25 protein-coding genes are annotated in these 24,288 nt (G+C 70.1%); 6 read left to right on the top strand and 19 right to left on the bottom strand.

The annotated features are described in order from the left end of the window. Window positions 1–22: 22 nt before the first annotated feature. The gene (locus P7V53_RS21550) at window positions 23–931 is read right to left on the bottom strand and encodes a LysR family transcriptional regulator (protein WP_280151562.1); all 909 of its coding nucleotides are present in this window, start codon (window positions 929–931) and stop codon (window positions 23–25) included. A gap of 105 nt (window positions 932–1,036) precedes the next feature. On the opposite strand from P7V53_RS21550, the gene P7V53_RS21545 reads away from it, so the two are divergent. The 3 genes from P7V53_RS21545 to P7V53_RS21535 are packed head-to-tail and all read left to right on the top strand — an operon-like array spanning window position 1,037 to window position 3,637. Next, window positions 1,037–2,008 carry a tripartite tricarboxylate transporter substrate binding protein gene (locus P7V53_RS21545; protein WP_280151561.1) on the top strand — a complete coding sequence of 324 codons (972 nt, stop codon included), beginning with the start codon at window positions 1,037–1,039 and terminating at the stop codon, window positions 2,006–2,008. 8 nt (window positions 2,009–2,016) lie between these two features. Next, a complete protein-coding gene (locus P7V53_RS21540; RefSeq protein ID WP_280151560.1) occupies window positions 2,017–3,048 on the top strand; it encodes an alcohol dehydrogenase catalytic domain-containing protein in 1,032 nt (343 codons plus the stop codon). Beyond that, entirely contained in the window at window positions 3,041–3,637 is a 597-nt protein-coding gene (locus P7V53_RS21535) for a DUF4286 family protein (protein ID WP_280151559.1), read from the top strand. Before P7V53_RS21540 ends, P7V53_RS21535 begins: the two co-directional genes overlap by 8 nt. A gap of 21 nt (window positions 3,638–3,658) precedes the next feature. On the opposite strand, the gene P7V53_RS21530 is transcribed toward P7V53_RS21535, so the two are convergent. After that, window positions 3,659–5,206, bottom strand: coding sequence for a winged helix-turn-helix domain-containing protein (locus tag P7V53_RS21530; RefSeq protein ID WP_280151558.1), 1,548 nt, complete (start codon window positions 5,204–5,206; stop codon window positions 3,659–3,661). 117 nt (window positions 5,207–5,323) lie between these two features. Here P7V53_RS21530 and P7V53_RS21525 point away from each other — a divergent pair, with 117 nt between their 5' ends. Continuing rightward, window positions 5,324–5,737: a cupin domain-containing protein gene (locus P7V53_RS21525; protein ID WP_280151557.1), complete on the top strand. Its 414-nt coding sequence runs from the start codon at window positions 5,324–5,326 to the stop codon at window positions 5,735–5,737. An 83-nt stretch (window positions 5,738–5,820) separates the two neighbouring features. Here P7V53_RS21525 and P7V53_RS21520 read toward each other — a convergent pair whose 3' ends face one another. From P7V53_RS21520 to P7V53_RS21465, 12 genes are all read right to left on the bottom strand, one after another. Beyond that, a complete protein-coding gene (locus P7V53_RS21520; RefSeq protein WP_280151556.1) occupies window positions 5,821–6,399 on the bottom strand; it encodes a hypothetical protein in 579 nt (192 codons plus the stop codon). Window positions 6,400–6,403: 4 nt separating this feature from the next. Continuing rightward, window positions 6,404–8,389 carry a serine hydrolase gene (locus tag P7V53_RS21515; protein ID WP_280151555.1) on the bottom strand — a complete coding sequence of 662 codons (1,986 nt, stop codon included), beginning with the start codon at window positions 8,387–8,389 and terminating at the stop codon, window positions 6,404–6,406. An 89-nt stretch (window positions 8,390–8,478) separates the two neighbouring features. Then, window positions 8,479–9,309 carry an HAD-IA family hydrolase gene (locus tag P7V53_RS21510; protein ID WP_280151554.1) on the bottom strand — a complete coding sequence of 277 codons (831 nt, stop codon included), beginning with the start codon at window positions 9,307–9,309 and terminating at the stop codon, window positions 8,479–8,481. Next, the gene (fba, locus tag P7V53_RS21505; protein ID WP_280151553.1) at window positions 9,254–10,291 is read right to left on the bottom strand and encodes a class II fructose-bisphosphate aldolase; all 1,038 of its coding nucleotides are present in this window, start codon (window positions 10,289–10,291) and stop codon (window positions 9,254–9,256) included. Before fba ends, P7V53_RS21510 begins: the two co-directional genes overlap by 56 nt. A gap of 17 nt (window positions 10,292–10,308) precedes the next feature. Then, the gene (locus P7V53_RS21500; RefSeq protein WP_280151552.1) at window positions 10,309–11,001 is read right to left on the bottom strand and encodes an HAD-IA family hydrolase; all 693 of its coding nucleotides are present in this window, start codon (window positions 10,999–11,001) and stop codon (window positions 10,309–10,311) included. Next, window positions 10,998–12,986 (bottom strand): transketolase, encoded by a 1,989-nt coding sequence (tkt, locus tag P7V53_RS21495; protein ID WP_280156576.1) that lies wholly within the window; start codon window positions 12,984–12,986, stop codon window positions 10,998–11,000. The genes P7V53_RS21500 and tkt overlap by 4 nt, the downstream gene beginning before the upstream one ends. 218 nt (window positions 12,987–13,204) lie before the next feature. After that, window positions 13,205–14,074, bottom strand: coding sequence for a phosphoribulokinase (locus tag P7V53_RS21490; protein ID WP_280151551.1), 870 nt, complete (start codon window positions 14,072–14,074; stop codon window positions 13,205–13,207). A gap of 12 nt (window positions 14,075–14,086) precedes the next feature. Then, window positions 14,087–15,166: a class 1 fructose-bisphosphatase gene (locus P7V53_RS21485; protein ID WP_280156575.1), complete on the bottom strand. Its 1,080-nt coding sequence runs from the start codon at window positions 15,164–15,166 to the stop codon at window positions 14,087–14,089. A gap of 11 nt (window positions 15,167–15,177) precedes the next feature. Continuing rightward, window positions 15,178–16,146 carry a CbbX protein gene (gene cbbX, locus P7V53_RS21480; RefSeq protein ID WP_280151550.1) on the bottom strand — a complete coding sequence of 323 codons (969 nt, stop codon included), beginning with the start codon at window positions 16,144–16,146 and terminating at the stop codon, window positions 15,178–15,180. Window positions 16,147–16,240: 94 nt separating this feature from the next. Beyond that, entirely contained in the window at window positions 16,241–16,939 is a 699-nt protein-coding gene (gene rpe, locus P7V53_RS21475) for a ribulose-phosphate 3-epimerase (protein ID WP_280151549.1), read from the bottom strand. A 17-nt stretch (window positions 16,940–16,956) separates the two neighbouring features. Then, window positions 16,957–17,391 carry a ribulose bisphosphate carboxylase small subunit gene (locus P7V53_RS21470; protein WP_280151548.1) on the bottom strand — a complete coding sequence of 145 codons (435 nt, stop codon included), beginning with the start codon at window positions 17,389–17,391 and terminating at the stop codon, window positions 16,957–16,959. 10 nt (window positions 17,392–17,401) lie between these two features. After that, window positions 17,402–18,871: a form I ribulose bisphosphate carboxylase large subunit gene (locus P7V53_RS21465; RefSeq protein ID WP_280151547.1), complete on the bottom strand. Its 1,470-nt coding sequence runs from the start codon at window positions 18,869–18,871 to the stop codon at window positions 17,402–17,404. Window positions 18,872–18,981: 110 nt separating this feature from the next. On the opposite strand from P7V53_RS21465, the gene P7V53_RS21460 reads away from it, so the two are divergent. Both P7V53_RS21460 and P7V53_RS21455 read left to right on the top strand, forming a co-directional pair. Further along, complete coding sequence (locus P7V53_RS21460) at window positions 18,982–19,923, top strand: LysR family transcriptional regulator (RefSeq protein ID WP_280151546.1); 942 nt, start codon at window positions 18,982–18,984, stop codon at window positions 19,921–19,923. 53 nt (window positions 19,924–19,976) lie between these two features. After that, on the top strand, window positions 19,977–20,360 hold the full coding sequence (locus tag P7V53_RS21455) for a 4a-hydroxytetrahydrobiopterin dehydratase (RefSeq protein WP_280151545.1): 384 nt from the start codon (window positions 19,977–19,979) through the stop codon (window positions 20,358–20,360). 68 nt (window positions 20,361–20,428) lie between these two features. On the opposite strand, the gene P7V53_RS21450 is transcribed toward P7V53_RS21455, so the two are convergent. From P7V53_RS21450 to P7V53_RS21430, 5 genes are read right to left on the bottom strand one after another with little or no spacing between them, the layout of a single operon-like run. Then, complete coding sequence (locus P7V53_RS21450) at window positions 20,429–21,376, bottom strand: MBL fold metallo-hydrolase (RefSeq protein WP_280151544.1); 948 nt, start codon at window positions 21,374–21,376, stop codon at window positions 20,429–20,431. After that, the gene (locus P7V53_RS21445; RefSeq protein WP_280151543.1) at window positions 21,373–22,227 is read right to left on the bottom strand and encodes a quinoprotein dehydrogenase-associated SoxYZ-like carrier; all 855 of its coding nucleotides are present in this window, start codon (window positions 22,225–22,227) and stop codon (window positions 21,373–21,375) included. Before P7V53_RS21445 ends, P7V53_RS21450 begins: the two co-directional genes overlap by 4 nt. Continuing rightward, window positions 22,224–23,156: a quinoprotein relay system zinc metallohydrolase 2 gene (locus tag P7V53_RS21440; RefSeq protein WP_280151542.1), complete on the bottom strand. Its 933-nt coding sequence runs from the start codon at window positions 23,154–23,156 to the stop codon at window positions 22,224–22,226. The genes P7V53_RS21445 and P7V53_RS21440 overlap by 4 nt, the downstream gene beginning before the upstream one ends. 25 nt (window positions 23,157–23,181) lie before the next feature. Then, window positions 23,182–23,553 (bottom strand): hypothetical protein, encoded by a 372-nt coding sequence (locus tag P7V53_RS21435; RefSeq protein WP_280151541.1) that lies wholly within the window; start codon window positions 23,551–23,553, stop codon window positions 23,182–23,184. Between the two features lie 4 nt (window positions 23,554–23,557). Continuing rightward, window positions 23,558–24,286, bottom strand: coding sequence for a hypothetical protein (locus P7V53_RS21430; RefSeq protein WP_280151540.1), 729 nt, complete (start codon window positions 24,284–24,286; stop codon window positions 23,558–23,560). Window positions 24,287–24,288 lie beyond the last annotated feature (2 nt).

Here is a 24,288-nt window from a genome sequence, read left to right as displayed (position 1 = left end):
GGGTGAGGGCATCGCGGCGCGATCACTCCCCGATCAGCCGGGCGACGCGCTGGCGCATGGTCGCGAAGATCTCCTCCACCGCCTGCTCGACGAGCGGCAGCGTGAGGTGAGCGTCCGCCTTTCGGCGCAGCAGCGCGAGGACCTCGTTGCCGCGCCGCTGCAGGTGGCGCAGCGCGACTCCCTTGACGCGCAGCAAGGCCGTCGACGCGGGCACCAGCGCGATGCCCAGGCCTGCGCCGACGAGATCGAGCACGCCGTGCACCGTGCTCGCCTCGTAGCGGATGCGCGGACTGAAGCCGGCCTGGGCGCACAGGTGGATCGACTGGTCGAAGTACGCCGGTCCGCGGTGCCGTGTGAAGCCGACGAAGCTGTGTCCGGCGAACTCGCGCAGGTCCATGGGCGAGAACCTGGGACCGGCGTCGCCGACGGGAAGCGCCAGGCAGAAGGGATCCGGCATCCGACCCGCCAGCGCGAGCCGCGGATGGCGTGCCGGCGTGCGCGCGAGGCCGGCGTCGATGTGCCCGGCGATCAGCGCCTCGACCTGCTCGCTGCTGATGAGCTCGCGCACTTCGAGCTGGATGTGCGCATGCCGCTTGCGCAGCTGGCGCACGAGCTCCGGCAGCACCGTGCTGCCGGCCGAGGGCACGAACCCCAGCGTGAAGCTGCCGCTGGTGCCTTGCTCCTGCACGAGCTCGCGCAGCCGCCCGGCGCGCTCGAGCAGGAAGCGCGCTTCCGGCACGAGGGCCGCGCCGGCCGCCGTCAGGCGCACACCCTTGGGATGGCGGACGAACAGCGCGACGCCCAGCTCCTCCTCGAGCTGGCGGATCTGCACCGACAGCGGTGGCTGGGCGATGAACAGCTTCTCCGCCGCCTGGCTGAGGCTGCCGGTTTCCGCCACGCTGACGAAGTAGCGCAGGTGCCTGAGCTCCATACTGGGACTGCTCTATGTTGAACGTATGGATGCTATATCGAATCAATCGTTGAAGTATCGGCCGCCGCGGCCAACAATCACGCATTCCCAAAGCAAGGAGACACCGTGAAACGACTGACCGCCTTCGCCATCGCCTGCACCTTCGCCGCCGCAGCCGGCGCACAGAGCGCTCCCGCCAGTTGGCCGAGCAAGCCGGTTCGCATCGTCGTGCCGGCGCCGGCCGGCAGCTCGCTGGACGTCATCGCGCGCACGCTGGGCGAGAAGCTGACGCGGCAGTGGAAGCAGCCGGTCGTCGTCGACAACAAGGCCGGGGCCGGCGGCATGCTCGGCATGGACGTGGCCGCCAAGGCCGCCCCGGACGGGCACACGCTCGCCATCGGCTTCAACGGGCCGGTCGCCTTCGGTCCCTTCATGTACAAGAAGATGCCCTACGACCCGGCCAAGGACCTGCTGCCGATCGTGCTCACGACCTCGCAGCCCAATGTGCTCGCGGTCGCGGCCGACAACCCGGCCAAGACCCTGCCCGAGCTCGTCGCGTGGGCGAAGGCGCAGGGCAGCAAGCTCAGCTACGGCTCGGTCGGCAACGGCAGCTCCTCGCATCTGACGATGGAGCTGTTCAAGTCGGTCGCGGGGTTCGAGGCGGTGCACGTGCCCTACGCCGGCTCGCCGCCCGCGGCCACCTCGCTGGGCGCCGGTGAGACCCAGCTGCTGTTCACCGTCGAGCCGGCGTTGAAGCCCTTGATCCAGGCAGGGCGCATCAAGCTGATCGCCGCCACCAGCGCCACCCGCCACGAGTCGCTGAAGCAGCTGCCGACCGTCGCGGAATCCGGCTATCCCGGCTTCGAGGCGATCGCGTGGAACGGACTGTTCACCGCGGCCGGCACGCCGGCGGAGATCGTCAACCACATCAACGCCGACGTGAACGCCGCGCTGAAGGACCCGTCGGTGCGCGACAGCCTCGCCAAGCAGGGCCTCATCGCCGGCGGGGGCACGCCGTCGGAGTTCCAGGCCTTCATCGACAGCGAGAGCCGGAAGTGGGGCGCGATCATCGCCAAGGCCGGCATCAAGATCGATTGAGGCACATCATGCAAGCCCTCAGAAAGACCCACGCGGCGGCCGGCGTCGAGCTCGTCGAGGTGCCGGCGCCGCAGGCCGCGGCGGCCGACGATGTGCTGGTGCGCGTCATCGCCACCGGCATCTGCGGCAGCGACCTGCATGTCGACGACTGGACGCCGAGCTATGCCTTCATCACGCCGGCACTGCCGGTGACGCTGGGGCACGAGTTCGTCGGCGTTGCCGAGTCCGGTCCCTGGCGCGGCCGGCGCGTCGTCGTGCGGCCTTCGGTCACCTGCGGCGCCTGTGCCGCCTGCCTGGCCGGTCGGCACGACGCCTGCGAGCGCCGCACCGGCATCGGCATGACGCGCGACGGTGCGTTCGCCGAGTGGGTGCGCGTGCCGCAGCGCAACTGCGTTCCGGTGCCCGATGGGCTGAGCGACGAGCTTGCGGCCCTCGCCGAGCCGCTGTCGATCTCGATGCAGGCGCTGCGCGTGGCCGGCGACGTGCGCGGACAGCGCGTGCTCGTCATGGGGCCCGGCACCATCGGCCAGGGCATCGCGCTGCTCGCCCGCCGGGCCGGCGCGCGGCAGGTGGTCGTGAGCGGGCGCGACGACGAGGCGCGACTGGCGGCATTGCGCCGCATGGGGTTCGACGCATTGGTGGACGTGGAGAAGACGCCGCTTGCCGATGCCTGCAGCCCGTGGCTGGGCGGCGAATCGTTCGACCTGGTGTTCGAGGCGACCGGCGTGCCGGAGACCATCGCCGAGGCGCTGCCGCTGCTCAGGCGCAACGGCATCGTCGTCGTCACCGGCATCCACGCGCGGCCATTGCAGCTGGACCTGACCACGCTGGTGCGCAAGCAGCAGCAATTGCGCGGATCGTTCAGGCCGCCCGAGTCCGACTGGCCGCAGGCGCTGGCGCTGATGAACGAGCTCGGCGAGGACATGGCACAGATGGTGAGCCACGTGCTGCCGCTGTCGCGCGCCCACGAAGGCTTCGCGCTCGCGCATGGCAAGCAGGCGAGCAAGGTGCTGCTGCGACCGGATGGCGGCCATGGCTGAGGCTGCCGCCGCGCTGCTCGCGCTGTGGAACGACGTCGCGCCCGAACTCGACGGTCCCTACAACGATTGGCATGCACGCGAGCACGTGCCGCAGCGCCTGACCGTCCCCGGCATGGTGTGGGCGCGTCGCTATGGACGTTGCGGACATGACAACGCGGCGCCGCGCTACCTCACGCTGTACGGGCTTCGCGATCCCGAGGTCCTGGAGAGCGAGCCCTATCGCCAACTGCTGCGCGAGCCGACGCCGATGAGCCGCGAGATGCGCCCCGCGCTGCGCAACCTGTCGCGCTGGGTGTGCACGCTGCATCACGACGAAGGGGCCGATGCCGGCGCCTTTCTTGCGGTGCGCACCCTGCCGCGAGAGGCCGATGGGCGCGGTGCCCTGCTCGGGCTGCACGGCGCCGCGGGCAGACTGCTGGCCGAACGGCTCGACAGTGCAAGTCCGCTGCCGTGGGTGGGCGCGGGGCAGGCAGGCGATGTGGAGGGCCATTGGCTGCTGGCCGCGGCGTTCGCGCACCTCGCGGACGCGCAGGCGTCCGCAGCGACCGTCTACGAGCGGCTGCCCGTGGGTCGCCAGCTCAGTGCGTGACTGAGTCCGTGGCTCCGTGGTTCAGGTGAACGGCCCTCGGCCATCCTCCAGCAGCCGGCGCATCTCCCCTTCCCAGCGTGGATTGCACCGCCACAGCGGCTGCAAGGCGTCGGCCGACGTTGCCGGTGTTTCGGTCCAGCGGCGCAACCACTGCGCCGCTGCTTCGTGGCGACCCAGTGCGGCGTTCGCCGCGGCGGCGGTGCGCATCGCGGGGCGCCATGCCGGCCGCACCTTGAGTGCGGCAACGGCGCGTTGCAGCGCATGGTCGGCCCGGCTCTCGAAGAGGTAAGCCAGGGCGAGCACGTTGTACCAGACGAAGTTCTGCGGGTCGTAGCGGTTGAGCTGCAGGCCGCGTTCCAGCGATTGCACCGCGCCGCGCGCGTCGCCCGAGTACAGGCCGGCCATGCCGTGCACGAGGTGGCCGAGCGCGAAGCTGGGGCTGAGCTCGACGGCCTTCTCGGCGCTGCGCAGGGCGAGCGGGAACTCGTCGAGGTAGTTGCTGACGATGGCCAGCGCGTAATGCGCGTACGGATGTTTCTCGTCCAGCTGCACCGCCTCGAGGGCGGCAGCGTGGCCTTCGCGCAGGTCGACGACGGCATCCTCGCTCCATCCGTACGCAGCCAGGCCGGCGTCGACGCGGCCGAGCCACCAGCGCGCCTCGGTCATCTCGGCATCGATCCGGCCGGCCTGCCGAAACAGCTCCCGGGCCTTCAGGTGCGTGGGCCGGCTGACATGGTGGAACAGCCACGCGCCCTGGGCGACGAGGTCCCACGCGCTCATGCTGCCGCCGCGCCGCCGCGCCTGGCTGCCCGCGCTCTTGAGCAGCTCCGGCTCGATCGCCCCGGCCACCTGCATCGCGATGGCGTCCTGCACCTCGAACACGTCGGTGCCGGAAAAGTCGTGCTGTTCGGCCCACAGGCACTGCCCGCTCGCCGCTTCCACCAGCTGCGCCGAGATCCGCACACGCTCGGCCGAGCGGCGCACCGATCCCTCGAGCAGGTAGCGCACGCCCAGCTCGGCACCCGCCGTGCGGCTGTCGACCTTCCTGAGCTTGTAGACCTGGCTCGCGTTGCGGCCGGTGACCGAGAACCAGCGAAAGCGCGTGAGGGTGGTGATGAGCGCCTCGGTGACGCCGTCGGCGAGGTATTCGTGTGCCGGGTCGTCGCCGAGGAGCGTGAAAGGCAGCACCGCGATGGCGGGCCGGCCGCCATGGTCGGGTTCGCCGTGCTCGAGCGGGGCAAGCTGCGTGTCCTCGACCGCGGCCGGGCCGGTCAGCCGGTAGCCCAGGCGCGGCACGGTGACGATCCATTCGGTGCCATCGGGAAGCGACGGGCCCAGCAGCTTGCGCAAGGCGGTGATCTGCACGGGGAGGTTGCTGTCTTCCACCACCAGGCCCGGCCAGGCACGGCGCATCAGCTCCGCCTTGGCGACCGGCTCGCCGCCTGCTTCGAGCAGCGCCTGCAGCAGGCTCAGCCCGCGCTGGCCCACCGCGAGGGCAGCGCCGTCGCGGGTCAAGGTGCCGCGCGCGGTGTCGAGCACGAAATCGCCGAACGCGTAGCGCTTCGCCATGGACGTCGGTTCAGGGGATTTAGCGGAATTTCATCCCGGCTTCAGTGACAAGCCGGTCGCGCCGTTCCATTGTCATGCCGCGGGCCGCTTGCCCGCAAACGCCGATGGAGGCACGACATGCCAGCAGCCGCCACACCGCTCGGGCGATTCGTCGTCCACGAGTCCGACGCCTACCGCAGCATGCAGGGCTCGCGCTACGCGCCAGGCGTGAGCGCGGAAAGCACGGGCGCCAGCTCGCTGTTTCTCGGCAAGGTGACGCTGCCGGCGGGCGAGCGCACCAAGGCGCATGTGCATGCGCACGAGTCGGCGCACTACATGCTCAGCGGCGAAGAGATCGAGCTGTGGACCGGTCCGCGGCTGGAGCATCGGGCGGTGGCGCGACCCGGCGACTATCTGTTCATTCCGGCCGGCCTGCCCCACGTGGCGGTGAACCGCGGCCGCACGCCCGCCGTGTTCCTGGGCGCGCGCAACGAAGCCACCGCGCAGGAGAGCGTGCAGCTGATGCCGGAGCTCGATGCGCTGGTGCCCTGAGCGAGGCGGAGGTCGAGTGGATGGTGGCGCGCAGGCGAGCCTGCCGCGATACGGACACCGAGGCTATCGCCTGCCCCGCACCTCTATTCGTCCGCCCCGGCCCCCGCATCCACCTCCGGTCCCGTCTCCTCGCCCGGCGTGGCGTCGTTCTCGTCCGGGATCGGCGGAATGTTCACCCTGCGCGCCACCGCGGGCGCTTCGACCGCTTGCCAGGGTTGCGGGTGCAAGGCCCAGGCGTCCGGATCCTCGAGTGCCGCCGCCCATTCGGGTGCGATTGGGCCGGACATTGCGGGGCGGCCGCACGACGCCTCGTCGTCGCAGCGGGAGCGGTCGGCGAGCGCGAGCGTGGCAGGAGCCTGAACCGGCGCCGCGGCCTGGAAGAAGGTCCTGTCGTCCATCGACGGGTTCGCCGGCACGGGTTGCGCTGCTGCGGCCACTCTTTGCGGCGGCGCTTCGGCGTGCCACCACCACGCCCCGCCGATCAGCATCGCTGCGCCGATCGCCGCCGTCGCGGCCCGCATCCTCCACCGCGACGACGGACGCCACAGCGTCACCGGCCCGTTCCCGAGCAGGCGCTCGGCCTCCGCCTGGGCAGCCGCCAGGTGGGCGACCACCGGATCGGCGGCCCGCTCGGTTCTCCCGCGACTCATCGCTGCAGCCATCGCATCACCACGTCTGCAGCGCCGCGCGGATCTCGTCGCGGTACAGCTCGTTGGACGCCGCCGCATAGGCGTTGGCGTAGGTCGTGGCGATCGGCGCGCTCCAGTCGGTGACCGGCGTGTCGGAGATGAAGCGCGCGTACGAGTAGGTGCGGTACTGCGTGACGCCGGACACCTTGATCGGCAGGCGGATCAGCCCCGTGCCGGAGCGCACGATGACCTTCTGGCCGCAGTTGCCGTTCGCATCCGGCAGGCAGGTGCCGTAGCTGCCGCCCTTGCCCCAGCTGCGCACCAGGCTGCCGAAGCTGGCGGCGATCGCCGACGACTTTCCGAGCTTGGCCGCTTCCTGGTTGATGATGGTCTGCAGCGCGGCGCTGACGCCGTTGCCCGGGTTGGCGGACTCGAGGAACTCGTCGCGCGCCGAATGCGTGTTGGTCAGCAGGGTGGAGCTCCACACGCCTTCATAGATGCGCGACAGGTCGGCGGCCGTGGTGTCGTTGCGCCGCGTGGCAGGCTCGAACTTGCCGGTGGTCAGGTTGCGGTACGCGCATCCGATGTTGTGGCGCAGCGTCGTGCCCGTGAGGCCCGCGGCGCTCGCGGTGGTGTTGATCGGCGCGAACCCGCCGTAGCGCAACACCACGCCGCGCGTCGTGCGGTTGTCAGAGATCGACATCATCTGGTCGAGGCCGGTCTCGAAGATGTAGTTGGTCCGCCGGTTGGCCAGCGTCTCCAGGCTGGGGTCGGGGCAGGCATCCTTGCCCTTGACCGGGTCGTACTCGTAATACGTGAACCCCGTGTTCAGGAAGTCCGTGCCGGCGGCCACGCGGCGCATCGAGTGCAGCAGGTGCACCGACTTGAACGAGCTTGCCGTTTCCGAGCGCCGCGTCGAGTTCAGGTCCACCTTCACGCTGCCGCCCACCTGCTTGAGATAGGCCGCGAAGATGCCGCGGGTCGGGTTGCCGTTGGCATCGAGAAAGGTCTTGGCGAACTCGCTGCGCATGCGGCGCGTGCTGCCGTTGGCGTTGTCGATGAAGACCGCGTCCCAGCGGCGCTGGCCGGCGCCGTTGAGGTAGGTGACGATGTCGATCGGCCGCACCGCGAGCTGGTTGGCGTAGTTGAGCAGCGCCGTCGGCGACGTGAAGCCAAACCAGTACCACCAGGCGGTGCCCTCGCTGCCGGTGTTGCGGACCTGGATGAAGTTGTAGGTGCCGTCGGCCTGGCGATCGAGCTTGATCACCCGACCGTCGAATGCATCGACCTTGGTCGCGATGCTCGCGGGCGTCTGGTTCAGCCACCACTCCCAGGCCTCGGCGTCGCCGCCGCTGTTGGCAATCATGATGGCCGTGTAGCGCTTGCCCGTGCCGCTGCCGTAGCTGTCGAGATCGATGAGGCGGCGCCCCGGCAGCACGGAGGCGATCTGCGCCGAGGTCACCCCGGCGTACCACCACCAGGCCCGCTGCGCCGTGCCGGTGTTGGACACCATGACCGCGGCGTAGCGGATCTGTCCGCCGCCGATGTCGTAGGGCTCCAGGTCGATCAGGCGCGCGCTGTTCGCGTTGATCTTGGCGGAGATGTCCGCGAAGGTGAGGCCGTAGTACCACCACCAGCCGCCCGTGGCGGCATAGGCTCCGGTGTTGCGCACCATGCGCACGGTGAAGGTGGGCACGCCGGCGCTCACCGATTGCACCTCGATGTCGGTGAGGCGCGCGCCGTGCGCGCTGAGGTAGCTGCTGACCTGTGCGGCGCTGATGCCGGTGTAGAACCACCAGCCGGTCGGCGTGTTCGTCGACAGGTCGGTGGTCGCCGACGCCGTGTCCAGGGCCAGCGTGCCGGGCAGGCTCGTCGCGGCCGTCGCTTCGGCGTCGGTGGGCGGCTCGACGGCCGCATCGTCGGACACCGGCACCGCCGGTGCGGCCAGGCAGGCGAGCGAAAGAGTGGTGGCCGCCGCGAACACGACGCAGCGGCGGCAGAGATCGAGGATCGAAGTCAGCATGTCGGAGAACCTCCCGAGTGAGTCGATTCACTCTAGAAGTCGCCTCCGTGTGCATCAACCGCGATGGGCCCCTAGCCCGTGGTCGCCTGTTAGGGATGGGCGCGCGCGGCCTCGAACCAGCTGCGCAGCTGCGCCAGGTCGATGGGGGTGTCGCCGGGAAGGTCCTGCGCCGCCGGCTGCCATCCGCGGCGCTGGTGCAGTCCCGGGCCGATGGCGAGCGCGCCTTCGATGCGCGCGGCATCGAAGTAATGGCTGCGCGTCACGACGACGTCGATGCCGGCGCCGCGTGCCGCTGCCGCGCCCGGTGGCGAGTCCTCGATCGCGAGGGCATCGCGGGGATTCATCGCGAGCGCCTTCAAGGTCTGCAGGTGCGCCTGCGGATCGGGCTTCTTGCGCGGCGTGTCCTCGCCGCAGACCACGGCGTCGAATCGGTCGCGCCATCGCGTGCCTTCATGCGCCTGCAGCAGCGCCTCGACGTTGGCGCGGCTGGTCGTCGTGGTGATGGCGAGCCGCACGTCCTGCTCGCGGCATTCGCGCAGCAGCGGCATCACGCCTTCGCGCAGCGGGATGCCGCCATCGCGCACCAGCTCGCCGTAGATCGCGTTCTTGCGCTGGTGCAGCGCGCGGGCCAGCCGCTCGCGTTCCCCGGCTGTCGCCGGCGCGTCGGGCCGGCGTGCCATGTCGTGCAGCAGGCGCTCGCGGCCGCCGGTCACGTTCAGCAGGACGCCGTAGCCGTCTTCGTCCCAGCGCCACGGCAGGCCGAAGGCCTCGAAGGCTAGGTTGAAGGCGACGCGGTGTCCGTCGCGCTCCGTCTCGGCCAAGGTGCCGTCCACATCCCACAGCAGCGCCTTGAACACCGCCGCCTCACGCGTAGCGCGCCACCATGCTGTCCAGCGCGAGCGGCTTGATGCGATCGGCATGCCCCGCGCAGCCGAAGGCCTCGAAGCGTTCCCTGCAGACGCCGCGAGCCGCCTTGCGTGCCGCCGCCAGCGCCTTGCGCGGATCGAACTCGCGCCTGTCGCTCGACAGGTTCTGCCGCATCGCGCCGGTCATCGCCAGACGGATGTCGGTGTCGATGTTGACCTTGCGCACGCCGCTCGCGATGCCGCGCTGGATCTCCTCGACCGGCACGCCGTATGTCTCCTTGATGTCGCCACCGTGCTCCCGGATGATCGCCAGCCACTCCTGCGGCACGCTGGACGATCCGTGCATCACCAGGTGCGTGTCCGGCACGGCTGCATGGATGGCGGCGATGCGGTCCGTGGCCAGGATGTCGCCGGTGGGCCGGCGCGTGAACTTGTAGGCGCCATGGCTGGTGCCGATGGCGATCGCGAGCGCATCGACGCCGGTGCGCGCGACGAAGTCCTTCGCCTGCGCGGGATCGGTGAGCATCATGTCGCGGGTGAGCAGGCCTGCGGCCCCGCTGCCGTCCTCCTCGCCGGCCTGACCGGTCTCCAGCGAGCCCAGGCATCCGAGCTCGCCCTCCACCGACACGCCGACCGCATGCGCCATCTCGCACACGCGCTGCGTCACCTCGACGTTGTAGTCATAGCTCGCCGGCGTCCTGGCGTCTTCGCGCAGCGAGCCGTCCATCATCACGCTGGTGAAGCCCGACCGGATCGACTGCTGGCACACGCGGGGACTGGCGCCATGGTCCTGGTGCAGCACGACCGGGATGTCGGGATGCGACTCGACTGCGGCGAGCACCATGTGACGCAGATACGCCTCGCCGGCGTACTTGCGGGCGCCGGCCGAGGCCTGCAGGATCACCGGGCTGCGCGTCTCCTGCGCCGCCTCCATGATGGCCTGGATCTGCTCGAGGTTGTTCACATTGAACGCGGGCACGCCGTAGCCCTGCTCGGCGGCGTGGTCCAGCAGTTGGCGAAGGGAGATGAAGGCCATGGATGCTCCTCACGACACTACGAACACAGCTCTGCGGACAGCACGTGCTCGGCGATGTCCGGCAAGGTGGCGAAGATGCGGTGCGGCTTTGCCAGCTCGATCGGCTCGCCGCCGTTGTAGCCGTACGGCACCGCCCATGCGGCGACACCGGCGTTGCGCGCGGTCTGGACATCGGTGTGCGAGTCGCCGACATGCGCGAACCGCTCCTGCGCGGCCTTCATGACCGACAGGACGTGGTCGATGACGTCGCGATGCGGCTTCTTGTGCGGCAGCGTGTCGCCGCCGATCAGCAGCTCGAAGTAGGCGTCGAGCTGCGTGACCCGCAGCACCTGGCGGGCGTAGCGCTGCTCCTTGTTGGTGATGCAGGCCAGCCGCACGCCCGCATCGCGCAGGCGCTGCAGCGTCTCGCGGCAGCCGGCGTAGGGCCGCACGGTGGTGCCGGCGGCAGCCGCGTAGTGCTGGCCGAAGCGCGCGATGACCTCGTCGATCGGCAGCCTCGCGGCGCGCAGCGGCCGCTCCAGCAGCACGTGCGCGAGCAGGCGCAGCATCAGCTCGCGCGTGCCGCCGCCGATGAGCTTCACGATCAGCGATTGCGGCTGCGGCGGCACGCCGAACTCGGCGAGCGTGAGATTGGCGGCCGCGCCGATCTCGTCCGCGGTGTCGGCCAGCGTGCCGTCCAGGTCGAAGCTGAGGGCGTCGTAGCGCATCATGCCGCTCCCGCACCCGGTGCGCCGACGTGGTCGGCGACCAGCCCCGCAAGGCGCTCGGCCGTGAAGCCGAAGTGGGCGAACAGGTCTGCCGCCGGGGCCGATTCGCCGAAGCTGTCGATGCCCATCGCGGCCACGCAGCCGTACTGGCCCCAGAAGCGCGTCACGCCGGCCTCGACGCCGATGCGCGGCCAGTCCGTGCCGAGCACGCTGCGACGGTAGGCCGCATCCTGGCGGTCGAACACCGACGTCGACGGCAGCGACACCACGCGCACCGCGATGCCTTCGCGGTCGAGCAGCTGCTGCGCCTGCATCGCCAGCGCGAGCTCGGAGCCGGTGGCCAGCAGCACCGCGCGCGGCGAGTCGCGGTCGCTGAGCACGTAGCCGCCGCGGCGGATGTCGCGCACCTGCTCGGGCGTGCGCCGCTGCGCGGGCACGTTCTGCCGCGACAGCAGCAGCGCGCTCGGGCGGCCGGCGCTCGCCACCGCGCAGGTCCACGCGACGGCGGTCTCGGCCGCGTCGCCGGGTCGCCAGACGTCGAGATTCGGGATGAGGCGCAGCGAGGCGGCATGCTCCACCGGCTGGTGCGTCGGTCCGTCCTCGCCAAGGCCGATGGAGTCGTGCGTGAAGACGTGGATCACGCGCAGCTTCATCAACGCCGCCATGCGAACGGCGTTGCGGCTGTAGTCGCTGAAGGCGAGAAAGGTGCCGCCGTACGGAATGAAGCCGCCGTGCAGCGCCAGGCCGTTCATGACGGCCGCCATGCCGAACTCGCGCACGCCGTAGTGGATGTGGCGGCCGCCGGGCGTGCCGGCGCGCACCGCGCCGCAGCCCGGGAAGTCGGTGAGGTTGGAGCCGGTCAGGTCGGCCGAGCCGCCGAGCAGCTCGGGCAGATCGGGCGCTAGCATCGCGATGGCCTTCTGCGAGGCCTTGCGTGTGGCCATCGCTTCGCTCATCTGGCCGAACTCGGCCATCGTGGCCAGCATGGTCTGCGGCCAGCGGGCGGGCAGCTCGCCGCGCATGCGGCGCTCGAACTGCGCGGCCGCGGCGGGATGAGCGCGCCGATAGCCTTCGAGCAGCGCGTTCCATTCCCCCTCGCGCTGCGCGCCCGCGCTGCGCGCGTCCCACGCGAAGCGGATGTCGCGCGGCACCTCGAAGGGCGCATGCGGCCAGCCCAGCGCGTCTCGCGTGAGCGCGACCTCGTCGGCCCCGAGTGCCTCGCCGTGGGCCTTGGCGGTGCCGGCGCGGTTGGGCGAGCCGCGCCCGATGATGGTTCTGCAGACGATGAGCGTCGGCCCCGAGGTGCATGCCCGCGCGTCGGCGATGGCCGCATCGACGGCCTGCGCATCGTGGCCGTCCAGCGGGCCGATCACGTTCCAGCCGTAGGCGCGGAAGCGCTCCGGCGTGTCGTCGGCGAACCAGGGCTCGACGCGGCCGTCGATCGAGATGCCGTTGTCGTCGTACAGCGCGATCAGCTTGCTCAGCTTCAGCGCGCCGGCGAGCGAGCAGGCCTCGTGGCTCACGCCTTCCATCAGGCAGCCGTCGCCGAGGAACACATAGGTGTGGTGGTCGACGATGCGCCAGCCCGGCCGGTTGAACTCGTCCGCGAGCAGCTTCTCCGCCAGGGCCAGTCCCACCGCATTGGCCAGGCCCTGGCCCAGCGGGCCGGTCGTCGTCTCCACGCCGGGCGTGAGGCCCACCTCGGGATGGCCGGGTGTCCTGCTGTGCAGCTGGCGGAACCGGCGCAGCTCGTCGACGGGCAGGTCGTAGCCGGTCAGGTGCAGCAGCGCGTACAGCAGCATCGAGCCGTGGCCGTTGCTCAGCACGAAGCGGTCGCGATCGGCCCAGTGCGGATGGGCAGGGTTGTGCCTGAGGTGCCGGGCCCACAGCGCGACGGCCATGTCGGCCATGCCCATGGGCGCACCGGGATGGCCGCTGCGCGCCTGCTCCACCGCATCGACTGCCAGCATGCGCAGCGCATCGGCCATGCGGGCGGCGGATGGTGCAGGCGTCGCGACGGCGGCGGGTGCAGCTTCGAAGATTGCTTTCATCTCGTCCTCGCAGAAGTTTCAGTGCCGGATCACGCGGTGATTGGCCCCTGAGCAGGGCATCACGCATCGAGCGGCGGCCGCGGATCCGGCTTTGCCGGTCCGCTGGCGGCGCCCCCTTGAGGGGGAGCGCCGCAGGCGCATCGGGGGTGGGCCATTCATCCTGCTCGCCGCTTGTGGTCCATCAGCCGAAGAATCATCGGCGTGAAGATGAACTGCATGGCCAGGCCCATCTTTCCGCCCGGCACGACGATGTTGTTCGGCCGGCTCATCCACGAGTTCTGCAGCATCGACAGCAGGTAGGGGAAGTCGATGCCCTTCGGGTTGGCGAAGCGGATCACCACCATGCTCTCGTCGGCGCTCGGGATGTCCTTCGCGATGAAGGGATTGGAGGTGTCGACGGTCGGCACGCGCTGGAAATTGACATGCGTGCGGCTGAACTGCGGGCAGATGTGGTTCACGTAGTCGGGCATGCGGCGCAGGATGGTGTCGATCACCGCCTCGTGGCTGTAGCCGCGCATGTTCTGGTCGCGATGCAGCTTCTGGATCCACTCGAGGTTGACGATGGGCACCACCCCGACCAGCAGGTCGACGTGCCGCGCGACGTTGGCGTCGGGGCCGACATAGCCGCCGTGCAGCCCTTCGTAGAACAGCAGGTCGGAGTCGGGTGCCATGTCCTTCCACGGCGTGAAGGTGCCCGGCGCCTGGCCGTGCTCGGCCGCCTCGGCGTCGTCGTGGATGTACTTGCGCAGCCGGCCGGCGCCGGTCTCGCCATACCGCTGGAACAGGCCCTCCAGCTCGGCCAGCAGGTTGGCATCGGGGCCGAAGTGGCTGATGTCGCCGTCGTTGCGCGCGTTCTTCATGCGCTCGCGCATCTCGGCGCGGTCGTAGCGGTGGAAGGAGTCGCCTTCGATGATGCGAGCGTCGATGTTCTCGCGCCGGAAGATGTGCGCGAAGCTGTTCATCACGGTGGTGGTGCCCGCGCCGGAGGATCCGGTCACGGCGATGATCGGGTGCCTGTTCGACATGGCGGTGGCCCTCTAGACGGTGAGCTCCGCCCTGAACAGGGACCGCTCGTGGAACAGCGGCGACTCGAACGGCCGGTCGGTGCCGGCATCGAAGTCGGCGTGGTAGCGCTCGATGCGCTCGACCTCCTCGCGCGAGCCCAGGATCACGGGCACGCGCTGGTGCAACGCGTCGGGCGCGAGCTCGAGGATGCGCTCGCGGCCGGTGGTGGAGCGGCCGCCCGCCTGCTCGATCAGCAGGCTGATCGGGTTCGCCTCGTACAGCAGGCGCAGGCGGCCCGGGCGGGAGGCGTCGCGGGTGTCGCGCGGGTACATGAACACGCCGCCGCGCATCAGGATGCGATGCACCTCGGCCACCATCGAGGCGATCCAGCGCATGTTGAAGTCGCGCTCGCGCACGCCCGCGAGGCCCGCCTGGCACTCGGTGACGTAGCGCTGCACCGGCGGTTCCCAGAAGCGCGCATTGCTCGCGTTGATGGCGAACTCGCTGCTGCGCGCGGGAATCGCGAGGTTGGGGTGGGTGAGGATGAAGTTGCCGATCTCGCGGTCGAGCGTGAATCCGTGCGTGCCCTTGCCGACGGTGAGCACGAGCATGGTCGCCGGCCCGTAGATCGCGTAGCCCGCGGCCACCTGACGGTGACCCGGCTGAAGATAGTCGTGCTCGCTCGGCGAGCCCGGTCGCGGATGCACCAGCACCGAGAAGATGCTGCCGACCGACACGTTGACGTCGGTGTTGGACGAGCCGTCGAGCGGGTCGAACACCAGCAGGTAGCGCCCGCGCTCGAATTCCGAGGGCAGCACGTAGGGCGCCTCGAGCTCCTCGGAGACCATGCCCGCGACCAGCCCGCCCCATTCGCAGCTGCGGATCATCGTCTCGTTGGCCAGCACGTCGAGCTTCTTCTGCGTCTCGCCCTGGATGTTGAGGTTGTCCAGCTCGCCGAGGAAGCCGCCGAGCGCGCCCTTGGCGGTCATCGCGGCGATGGTCTTCACGGCGGCGGCCACATCGACCAGCAGCGCGCCGAGATCGCTGCCGCCGTCGATGTCGCGCAGCTGCTGGATGAGGAACTTGGACAGCGTGGTTCGTCCGAGGTGCACGGGGGTCTCCATCAGTTTCGGATCCTGTCGGCCGCAGGCGCCGCGAACAGCCGGCTTGCGCGGATGTCGGGCTCTGCGATCGTGGTCAGGTCGTCGCGGCTCAGCTCGCGCTCGCGCTCGGCGAACAGGCGGCTCGCCTGGCGCAGCCGCGCGCGGTCGAGCGCATTGCGCACGCTGCGTGCGTTGGCGAAGTGGGGCGCGGCGATGCGCCGCGACAGATAGTCCGAGAAGGCCTCGCGCGCGCCGGCGCCGAAGCGGTAGTTCTGCTGGTCGAGCATGCGGTCCGAGATCTGCAGCAGCTCGTCCTCGCTGTAGTCGGGAAAGTCGAGGTGGTGCGCGATGCGCGAGCTCATGCCGGGGTTGGACTTGAAGAAGGTGTCCATGCGGTCCTTGTAGCCGGCGAGGATCACCACCAGGTCGTCGCGCTGGTTCTCCATCACCTGCAGCAGGATCTCGATCGCCTCCTGGCCATAGTCGCGCTCGTTCTCCGGGCGATAGAGGTAGTACGCCTCGTCGATGAACAGCACGCCGCCCATCGCCTTCTTGAGCACCTCGCGGGTCTTGGGCGCCGTGTGCCCGATGTACTGGCCCACCAGGTCGTCGCGCGTCACCGCCACCAGGTGACCGCGGCGCACGTAGCCCAGCCGATGCAGGATCTCCGCCATGCGCAGCGCGACCGTCGTCTTGCCGGTTCCGGGGTTGCCGGTGAAGCTCATGTGCAGCGACGGGCTCTGCGCGGCGAGGCCCATCTGCAGCCGCAGCTTGTCGATGACCAGCAGCGCCGCGATGTCTCGAATGCGCTGCTTGACCGGCGCCAGTCCGACGAGGTCGCGCTCCAGTTCGCCGAGCACCGACTCGACCTGGCTTTGCGCGAGCACCTCGGCCACCGTGCGAGGCGGCGCCGCGGTATTCGCGGCGGGGGTGGTCGAGGCGTCGGCGTTGTTCGCCGTGCCGGGAATGCGGTAGTGCGGAACGCTCATCGGGATGCTCCACGGGCAGGCAGCAGGTGAGGGCTGCCCGATGCCCTCACCCCAACCCTCTCCCGCAAGCGGCAGAGGAAGTCCGGCTGGTGGCTCACGACACCACCTCCACTTGCGCCGGCATCGCCAGCTCGGCGCGCATCGCGGCAATCACCGCGCGGTAGTCGGGCTGGCCGAAGATCGCGCTGCCGGCGACGAAGGTGTCGGCGCCCGCGTCGGCCGCCGCGCGGATGTTGTCGACCTTGATGCCACCGTCGACCTGGAGGCGGATGTCGCGCCCGCTGCGCTCGATCAGCCGGCGCGCCGCCTCGATCTTCTTCAGCGCGCCGGGGATGAAGCGCTGGCCGCCGAAGCCGGGGTTGACGCTCATGACGAGCACCAGGTCGACCCTGTCGATCACCCACTCCAGCACCGCCAGCGGCGTCGCGGGATTGAAGGCGAGGCCGGCCTGGCAGCCCTCGTCGCGGATCAGCTGGAGCGTGCGGTCGACATGCGCGCTGGCCTCCGGATGAAAGCTCACCAGGTCGGCGCCGCTGCGCGCGAAGGCCTGCGCCAGCGCGTCCACCGGCTGCACCATCAGGTGCACGTCCATCGGCACCTTGCTGCCGTCGGGCCGAACCGCATGGCGTGCGCAGGCCTCGCACACCATCGGTCCGAAGGTCAGGTTGGGGACGTAGTGGTTGTCCATCACGTCGAAGTGGATCCAGTCGGCGCCGGCGGCGATGACACGGTGCATCTCCTCGCCGAGGCGGGCGACGTCGGCGGACAGCAGGCTGGGGGCGATGCGATGCATGGGGGCCTGCCGCGGGCTCAGTAGCGCTCGCCTTCGGGCTTGTCGGCGCCGTAGCCGCGCGTCGTGTAGCGCATGGAGCGGCCGTTCGCCTCCTGCCGCTCGAGCATGAAGCCATGCTCGACCTGCGGCCGGTTCACGATGAAGCTCATCGCGATGCTCTCGATGCCGCGCGTCGAGTCGAAGGCCATCAGGCGGATGTAGTGCTGCGGGAAGGCCTTGCGGCATTCGGCCAGCTCGAGCAACACGCCGGCGGCGTCGCGCAGGTCGAACATCGGCAGGCCGAACATCTCCCAGTAGGTGTTGCGCGGATGCGGGTCGTCGGTGTATTCGACCGACCAGGCATAGCCACGGCGCAGGCCGTAGTCGATCTGCAGTGTGATCTCCTCGTCGGTGAGCTCGGGCAGAAAGCTGAACTGGCCTTGCGTGACGCGGCCGGTGGGGTTGGTCATCATGGGGATCTCCTCAATGCGCGGCCGATGCCGTGACCGCGTAGTCGCTCGTGTCGGTCGGCGTGTAGTTGAAGCTGATGTCGCCCCAGGTATCGAGCGCGGCCTTCAGCGGGCCGCAGTGCTGCGCGGCCTTGCGCAGGATGTCGGGGCCTTCCTCCAGCAGGTTGCGGCCCTCGTTGCGCGCCTTCACCATGCATTCGAGCGCGACGCGGTTGGCCACCGCGCCGGCCTGAATCCCCTGCGGGTGGCCGATCGTTCCGCCGCCGAACTGCAGGATCACGTCGTCGCCGAACAGGTCGAGCAGCTGGTGCATCTGTCCGGCATGGATGCCGCCCGAGGCCACCGGCATCACCTTCTTCAGGTCGGCCCAGTCCTGGTCGAAGTGCAGGCCGCGCGGCAGGTCGGTGCGCGTGACGCTGTCGCGGCAGACGTTGTAGTAGCCCTGCACCGTCATCGGGTCGCCTTCGAGCTTGCCGACCGCGGTGCCGGCGTGCAGGTGATCGCAGCCCGCCAGCCGCAGCCACTTGGCGATCACGCGAAAGCTCACGCCGTGGTTCTTCTGCCGCGTGTACGTGCCGTGGCCGGCGCGGTGCATGTGCATGATCATGTCGTTGCGCCGGCACCATTCGGCCATCGACTGGATCGCCGTCCACCCGATCACCAGGTCGACCATCACGATGACCGAGCCCAGCTCCTTCGCGAACTCGGCGCGCTCGTACATCGCCTCCATCGTGCCGGCGGTGACGTTGAGGTAGCTGCCCTTGACCTCGCCGGTCGCGGCGCTGGCCTTGTTGACGGCATCCATCACGAACAGGAAGCGGTCGCGCCAGTGCATGAAGGGCTGCGAGTTGATGTTCTCGTCGTCCTTCAGGAAGTCGAGTCCGCCCTTGAGGCCTTCGTAGACCACGCGGCCGTAGTTGCGGCCCGACAGGCCGAGCTTGGGCTTGGTGGTGGCGCCCAGCAGCGGGCGGCCGAACTTGTCGAGCCGCTCGCGCTCGACCACCAGGCCGGTGGGCGGTCCCTTGAAGGTCTTCACGTAGGCCACCGGGATGCGGATGTCCTCCAGCCGCGCGGCCTTGAGCGGCTTGAAGCTGAACACGTTGCCGATGAGGCTCGCCGTCATGTTGGCGATCGAGCCCTCCTCGAACAGGATCAGGTCGTAGGCAACGTAGGCGAAGTACTGGCCCGGGGTGTTCGGCACCGGGATCACCTTGTAGGCCTTGGCGCGGTAGCTGTCGCACGCGGTCAGGCGATCGGTCCACACCACGGTCCAGGTGGCGGTCGACGATTCGCCGGCCACCGCGGCGGCGGCTTCCTCCGGCTCCACGCCTTCCTGCGGCGTGATGCGAAAGAGGCAGACGACGTCGGTGTCCTTGGGCACGTAGTCGGGCATCCAGTAGCCCATCTGCCGGTACTTCAGGACCCCCGCGCTGTATCGCTTCTTCGCGTCGGTGATGACACCTTGTTCCACCGGTTTGTTCACTGGCTGGCTCCTTGAATGCGCTTGCGTGGATGACGGGTGAAGGGATGCTAGGTCCCGGACTTGCTAAGGGAAATTCAGATCTTCTTCGCGTCAGGTTCAGGCATCGCTGAATGAGGAACGTCACCTTCCGCCAGTTGCGCGTCTTCATCGAAGTCGCCCGCAAGCTCAGCTTCGTTCGCGCGGCGGAATCGCTGCACCTCACGCCGCCTGCCGTGACGATGCAGGTCAAGGAGCTCGAGTCGCACGTGGGGCTGCCGCTGTTCGAGCGTCAGGGCAAGCAGGTCTCGCTGACCACGGCAGGCGAGTACTTCCTCGTCTATGCCAAGCGGCTGATCGGCACGCTGAAGGATGCCGACGATGCGATGGCGCGCTTCAAGAGCCTGCAGACGGGCGTGCTCAGCATCGGCCTGGTCAGCACCGCGAAGTACTTCGTGCCGCACCTGCTGGCGCGCTTTCGGGAGGAGCATCCCGGCGTCGACGTGCAGCTGCAGGTGTCTGCCAACCGCGCGCAGCTGGTCGCGATGCTGGTCGCCAACGAGGTCGATCTCGCGGTGATGGGCCGCCCGCCGAAGGAAATGGCCACGCGCGCCGAGACCTTTGCGGCGCACCCGCTCGTCTTCATCTGCCCGTCGGGACATCCGCTGCTCGGCATGGAGCAGCCGTCGGTGGATGCGCTGGCGCCGTTTCCGTTTCTCGTGCGCGAAGCCGACTCCGGCACGCGGAACGCGATGGACGGCTTCTTCCGCGACCATCGCTTCGAGCCGCGCATCGCCATGGAGATGACCAGCAACGAGACCATCAAGCAGGCGGTGATGGCCGGCATGGGCATCAGCTTCGTGTCGCTGCACACCATCGGGCTCGAGGTGCGCAGCGGACTGCTGCACATCGTGCCGGTGCTGGGCACGCCGGTCATGCGCACCTGGAACGTGGTGCACCTGCTGTCCAAGGTGCTGTCGCCCCCGGCCGAAGCGTTCCGCTACTTCATCCTGGAGGAGGGCGAGGCGCACCTGGTGCGTCACGACACGCCGCTGCTGGACCAGATGCCCCGTTGAAAAACCCGCCGGCAGCGTCCATGCTTGACGATGCCCACCCCAAGGAGACGACCATGACGCAGTGGCGCAAGAAGACGGCGGACGAGGTCTACACGCCCGAGGAGATCGAGGCACGCCTGAAGGACGAGTTGCCCGCCTGGTATTTCGAGGACGGCTGGATCCGCCGCAAGTACAAGACGAGCGGGTGGAAGGCCACGCTGATGGTGGTCAACACCGTCGGGCATCTGGCGGAGGCCGCCTGGCATCACCCGGACCTGACGGTGTCGTACGCGTTCGTCGTCGTGAAGCTCGTCAACCATGCGGCCAAGGGCGTCACCGACAAGGACTTCGAGCTGGCGGGGCAGATCGAGCGGGTGCTGATGTGGCGGCCGGGAGAGGGCTCGGCGCTGCAGGGGACGCCGGACGATCCGCGGTTCAAGTACATCAAGTACGACTAGGGTGGCCGGGCCCTCACCCCGACCCTCTCCCGCAAGCGGGAGAGCGGCAGAGGCGAGGGAAAGCGCCCTCACTTCGCTCCCCCTGCCGCCCACGCCGCCTCCGCCGCCAGATACTGCAGCTGCACGTTGCGCCGCTGGAACGCACCGTGCTGCGCCCATCCGCGCCAGTCGCGCATCACGACTTCATCCTGCGCCGCCTGCAGCCCCTCGCCGGCGTCGAGCTTTGCCTGCACCTCGCGCTCGAGCTGTCCCAGGTAGCGGTCGGTGGCCTCGATCAACGGCGATGGCGGTCCGGGCGCGCCGTATCCGGGCACGAGCAGCCTCACGCGCTGCGTCGCCAGCGACGCCAGCGCACGACGCCACGGCGCGGCATGACCCACCGTGTCGAGCTCCGGAATGCGCCCCCGCGTCACCAGGGCGCCGGCGAAGGCGATGCCGCTGTCTTCGTCGATCACCACGAGATCGCCCTGCGTCTGCGCCGCGCCCAGGTGCAGCAGCGCGATGCGCCTGCCGCCGGGCGCGATGGACTCGCTGCCGAGGATGCGCCGACCCGGCTCGACCAGCCGCGTGCCGGCCATCTCGTCGTCGCCCAGGGTCTGCTGCAGGCGGCGCAGGCACACGTGGCAGCGCTGCGCGATCAGGCGGGCGGTGTCGGCATGCGCGATCACCTCGATGCCGCGGTCGGTGAATGCCGCCGCGCCCATCAGGAACTCGGGCCGTGCCTGGGTGATGACGGCGGCCACGACCGGTTGCCCCGTCGTCTGCTGCGCCAGGGCGAGCAGCTCGCGGCCCAGGCGGTAGGAGCCGCCGGTGTTGACCACCACGGTGCCGGCGGGCGTCGCGATGAAGCCGCTGTTGCCGATCGCGCCGCGGTTGGAAGCCTCCACGCCGCCCACGCTGCCTTGCACGACGTACACGCCGGCGGCCAGCCGCTGAACGCCTGCAATGCCCGAGCCGCAGCAGGCCAGCAGCCACAGCAGCACCCACCACCGGACCGCGGTCCGGCCTGCGGTCACGGGGCCATTCCCAGCGTGATGGCTTGCTCGAACTTGAGGTCCCGCGTGTCGACGACCTGGGCGCGCAGCTCGCCGCCGCCGGCGCGGGGGGCGATGTGGAAGCGCAGGTTCGGGTTCTCGCTGATCGCGAAGTCGAGGTCGGCCGACAGCACCAGACGGCCGGCGTAGGTGACGTCGACCTTGCGCACGAAATGCGCCGGCGCGTACTGGCGCGTCAGCTGGTCCATCACCAGGCCCGAGTCGTTGGGATGGCTGATCATCAGCTGCACCGGCAGCGGCGCCGTGCCGGCGGGATCGCCCTGCGCGCGCAGCCGCATGCGGCCCAGCGAGGCCTGGGCCGAAGCCGGGTCCTTGCCGGGCGGCGCCGAGCAGCCGCCCGAGGCCTTCACGTAGCGGCTGGCCATGTACAGCTGCCCGTCGCCCGTCTCGGCCACCGCTCGCACGAAGGTGTATTCGTCGATGCGCACGCGTGTCTCGATGTCGGCCCGTCCGCTGTCCAGCGTGTAGCGCAGGATCGCGGCGATCGGCGAGGGGTTGTTGTCGATCACCACGGTCACCTGGCGGATGTGGCGATCGGGCTGCTGCGCGAACTGGGCGCGCACGGCGATGGGCACGACGGCCGCATCCTCCGCGCGTGGCGGAACCTCCAGCACGATGATGCCGTCGCCGGAGCGGATCTCGCGCGTGCCGTAGAGGCTGCGGCGGACCTGCTGCCATCGGGTGTTGGCCTCGGGGTCGGCGGCGCTCGCCGTCTGCGCGCGGGCCGGGGGGAGGGCGGCCGACAGGGCCAGCAGCGCGAGGCTGCGTCGCCGCGTCAGGCGGAATCGATGTCGCGTGGTGGAGTCGCTCATTCGGACCACTCCAGTTCGGCATAGGCCGCGGTGAGGTTGCGCCGGTGGAAGTCGTCGCCGAGCTGCCACCCGGCCAGCCGCGAAGCGGGCGCGGCACCCAGGCGCTCGACGGCTTCGGCCAGGGTGAGCCCCTCGCGCAGGGCGCCCCGCACCTCGGTCTCGAGCTGCTTCAGGTAGGTCGCGGTGGGCACCATGCCGGCCGGCCAGTCGACGATCACCGGGCCGTGACCCGGCACCGCGCGCACCGGCTGCCACGCGCGCAAGGTATCGAGCACGGCGCGCCAGCCGCGCAGGCGGCCGTCGAGCACGGGCAGGTGCCCGATGAACACCAGGTCGCCGAGCCACAGCGTGCCGCTGCGGCGGTCGAGCACCGTGAGGTCGTTGTCGGTGTGCGCGGTCGGCCATGCGCGTAGCTCCAGCGTGCGTCCTCCCAGGTCGAGCTCCCGGGTGGTCTCCACCGCGACGGTGGGCATGACGACCGCATCGAGGCGGTCGGCAAGGTCGAAGTCGCGCCGCAGCACGTTCAGGTAGAACGGGCCGCGCGCGGCGAGCGCGGCGGCCAGCCGGTGGTGGCCGACGAACTGCGTGGCGGCATCGACGAAGGCGGCATTGCCGAGCACATGGTCGGGGTGAGCGTGCGTGCTGATGACGTAGCACACCGGCAGCGCACTCGTGCGCCGCACGGCCTCTAGCAGCGCGCGTCCCGCCGTCGGGCTGCCACCGCCGTCGATCACCGCGATGCAGCGCTCGCCGACGACGAAGCCGCTGTTGGCGACATGGCCGTGGTTCGCCGGACCCCAGACCGCATGCCGGCCGGCGACGTGGTACACGCCCTCGGCCAGGCGCTGCGGCTGCAGCGCCAGCGTCTCGGGATCGGCGCGCAGCGGCGCTGCCAAGGCGGCCAGCGCGACGCCGGCGAGGAGCAGCATCCAGCGCATGGCGGCGGGTGTTCGATCACCTGTTGGCGGTGGACGGCGTGATGAAGCAGCTCTTCAGGGCCTGCAGGCGCAGCTGGCGGAAGTCGCGGACCTGCTTCTGCAGCGCCTCGACGTCGCGGATGTACGAGCCGCGCTCGCCGCCGATGCTGGTGGCGTTGGTGGCGGTGCTCATGCTCACGAAGTCGTCGTAGGGCAGGCGCGCCGCGATGTTGTCGAGCGCGCACGAGCACTTGTTCTGCATCTCGAAATGCGGCCCCGGGTTCTCCTGCATGCAGGCCTCGACGAACATCACGCGGTCGACCGTCGGATAGTCATGCGCCGCGCCCCAGCCGGGCCAGGCGGCCATGGCCAGCGCGGCGAGCAGACCCTGCCACGGCGTTCGCTTCATCACGTCACCTCTTCTCGTTGGCATAAGGCTCCGCCGATTCCAGCGTCAGCGTCTCTTCGCGGACCGGCTGCGTGCCCGGCACGGTGGCGCGCAGCTGGAAGATGACGCCGGGCACCGCATCGGACACCACGAAGGTGTACTCCGTTGCGGCCTCCATGGCGAAGCGCTCGCGGTAGGGATCGTCGACGTAAGGGGCGATGCGCACGCTGCGCGCCGGCAGGTCGGCGCCGCCCCAGCGCACCGTGCTGTGCGTGACGGTGGCGGCATCGGCCAGCGCCAGCCGCGCGCGCCGGCGGAAGTGCGCCGCCGAGCCACGCGTGCGCGCCTGCAGCTGGCGCACCTGCTGCTCCAGGAAGTACAGCAGCACCGGGTTCGCCCGCGCCTCGGGAATGTCGGGCAGGCGCATGGCGCGGTCGCCCGAGAGGTAGTCCGCGCGCACCGCGCAGCACTTGCCGTCTGCGCCGCGGGTCAGCTCGAGCGTGGCGCGATCGACCACGCGGCCTTCGGGCAGGCCTTCGTTCACGTAGCGGTAGCGCAGCGTGCGCGGCGGCTCGACGTTGGCCAGGTGCGGCTGCATGAACAGCAGCCGCTCGGCCTCCGAGGTGCCGGGCACGGACGCCTGCGCGACCAGCTCGAGCACCCGGGTCCCGCCGAGTGCGGGCACCGAGGCGCCCAGCGCCAGCAGTCCCGCCAGAAGGCGGCGGCGCGGCGGGTGATGGGCGGCGAGCGTCATGG

This window comes from Piscinibacter sp. XHJ-5, from assembly GCF_029855045.1.
Lineage (GTDB): Bacteria > Pseudomonadota > Gammaproteobacteria > Burkholderiales > Burkholderiaceae_C > Albitalea.
This window is presented reverse-complemented; position numbering and strand designations above follow the sequence as displayed.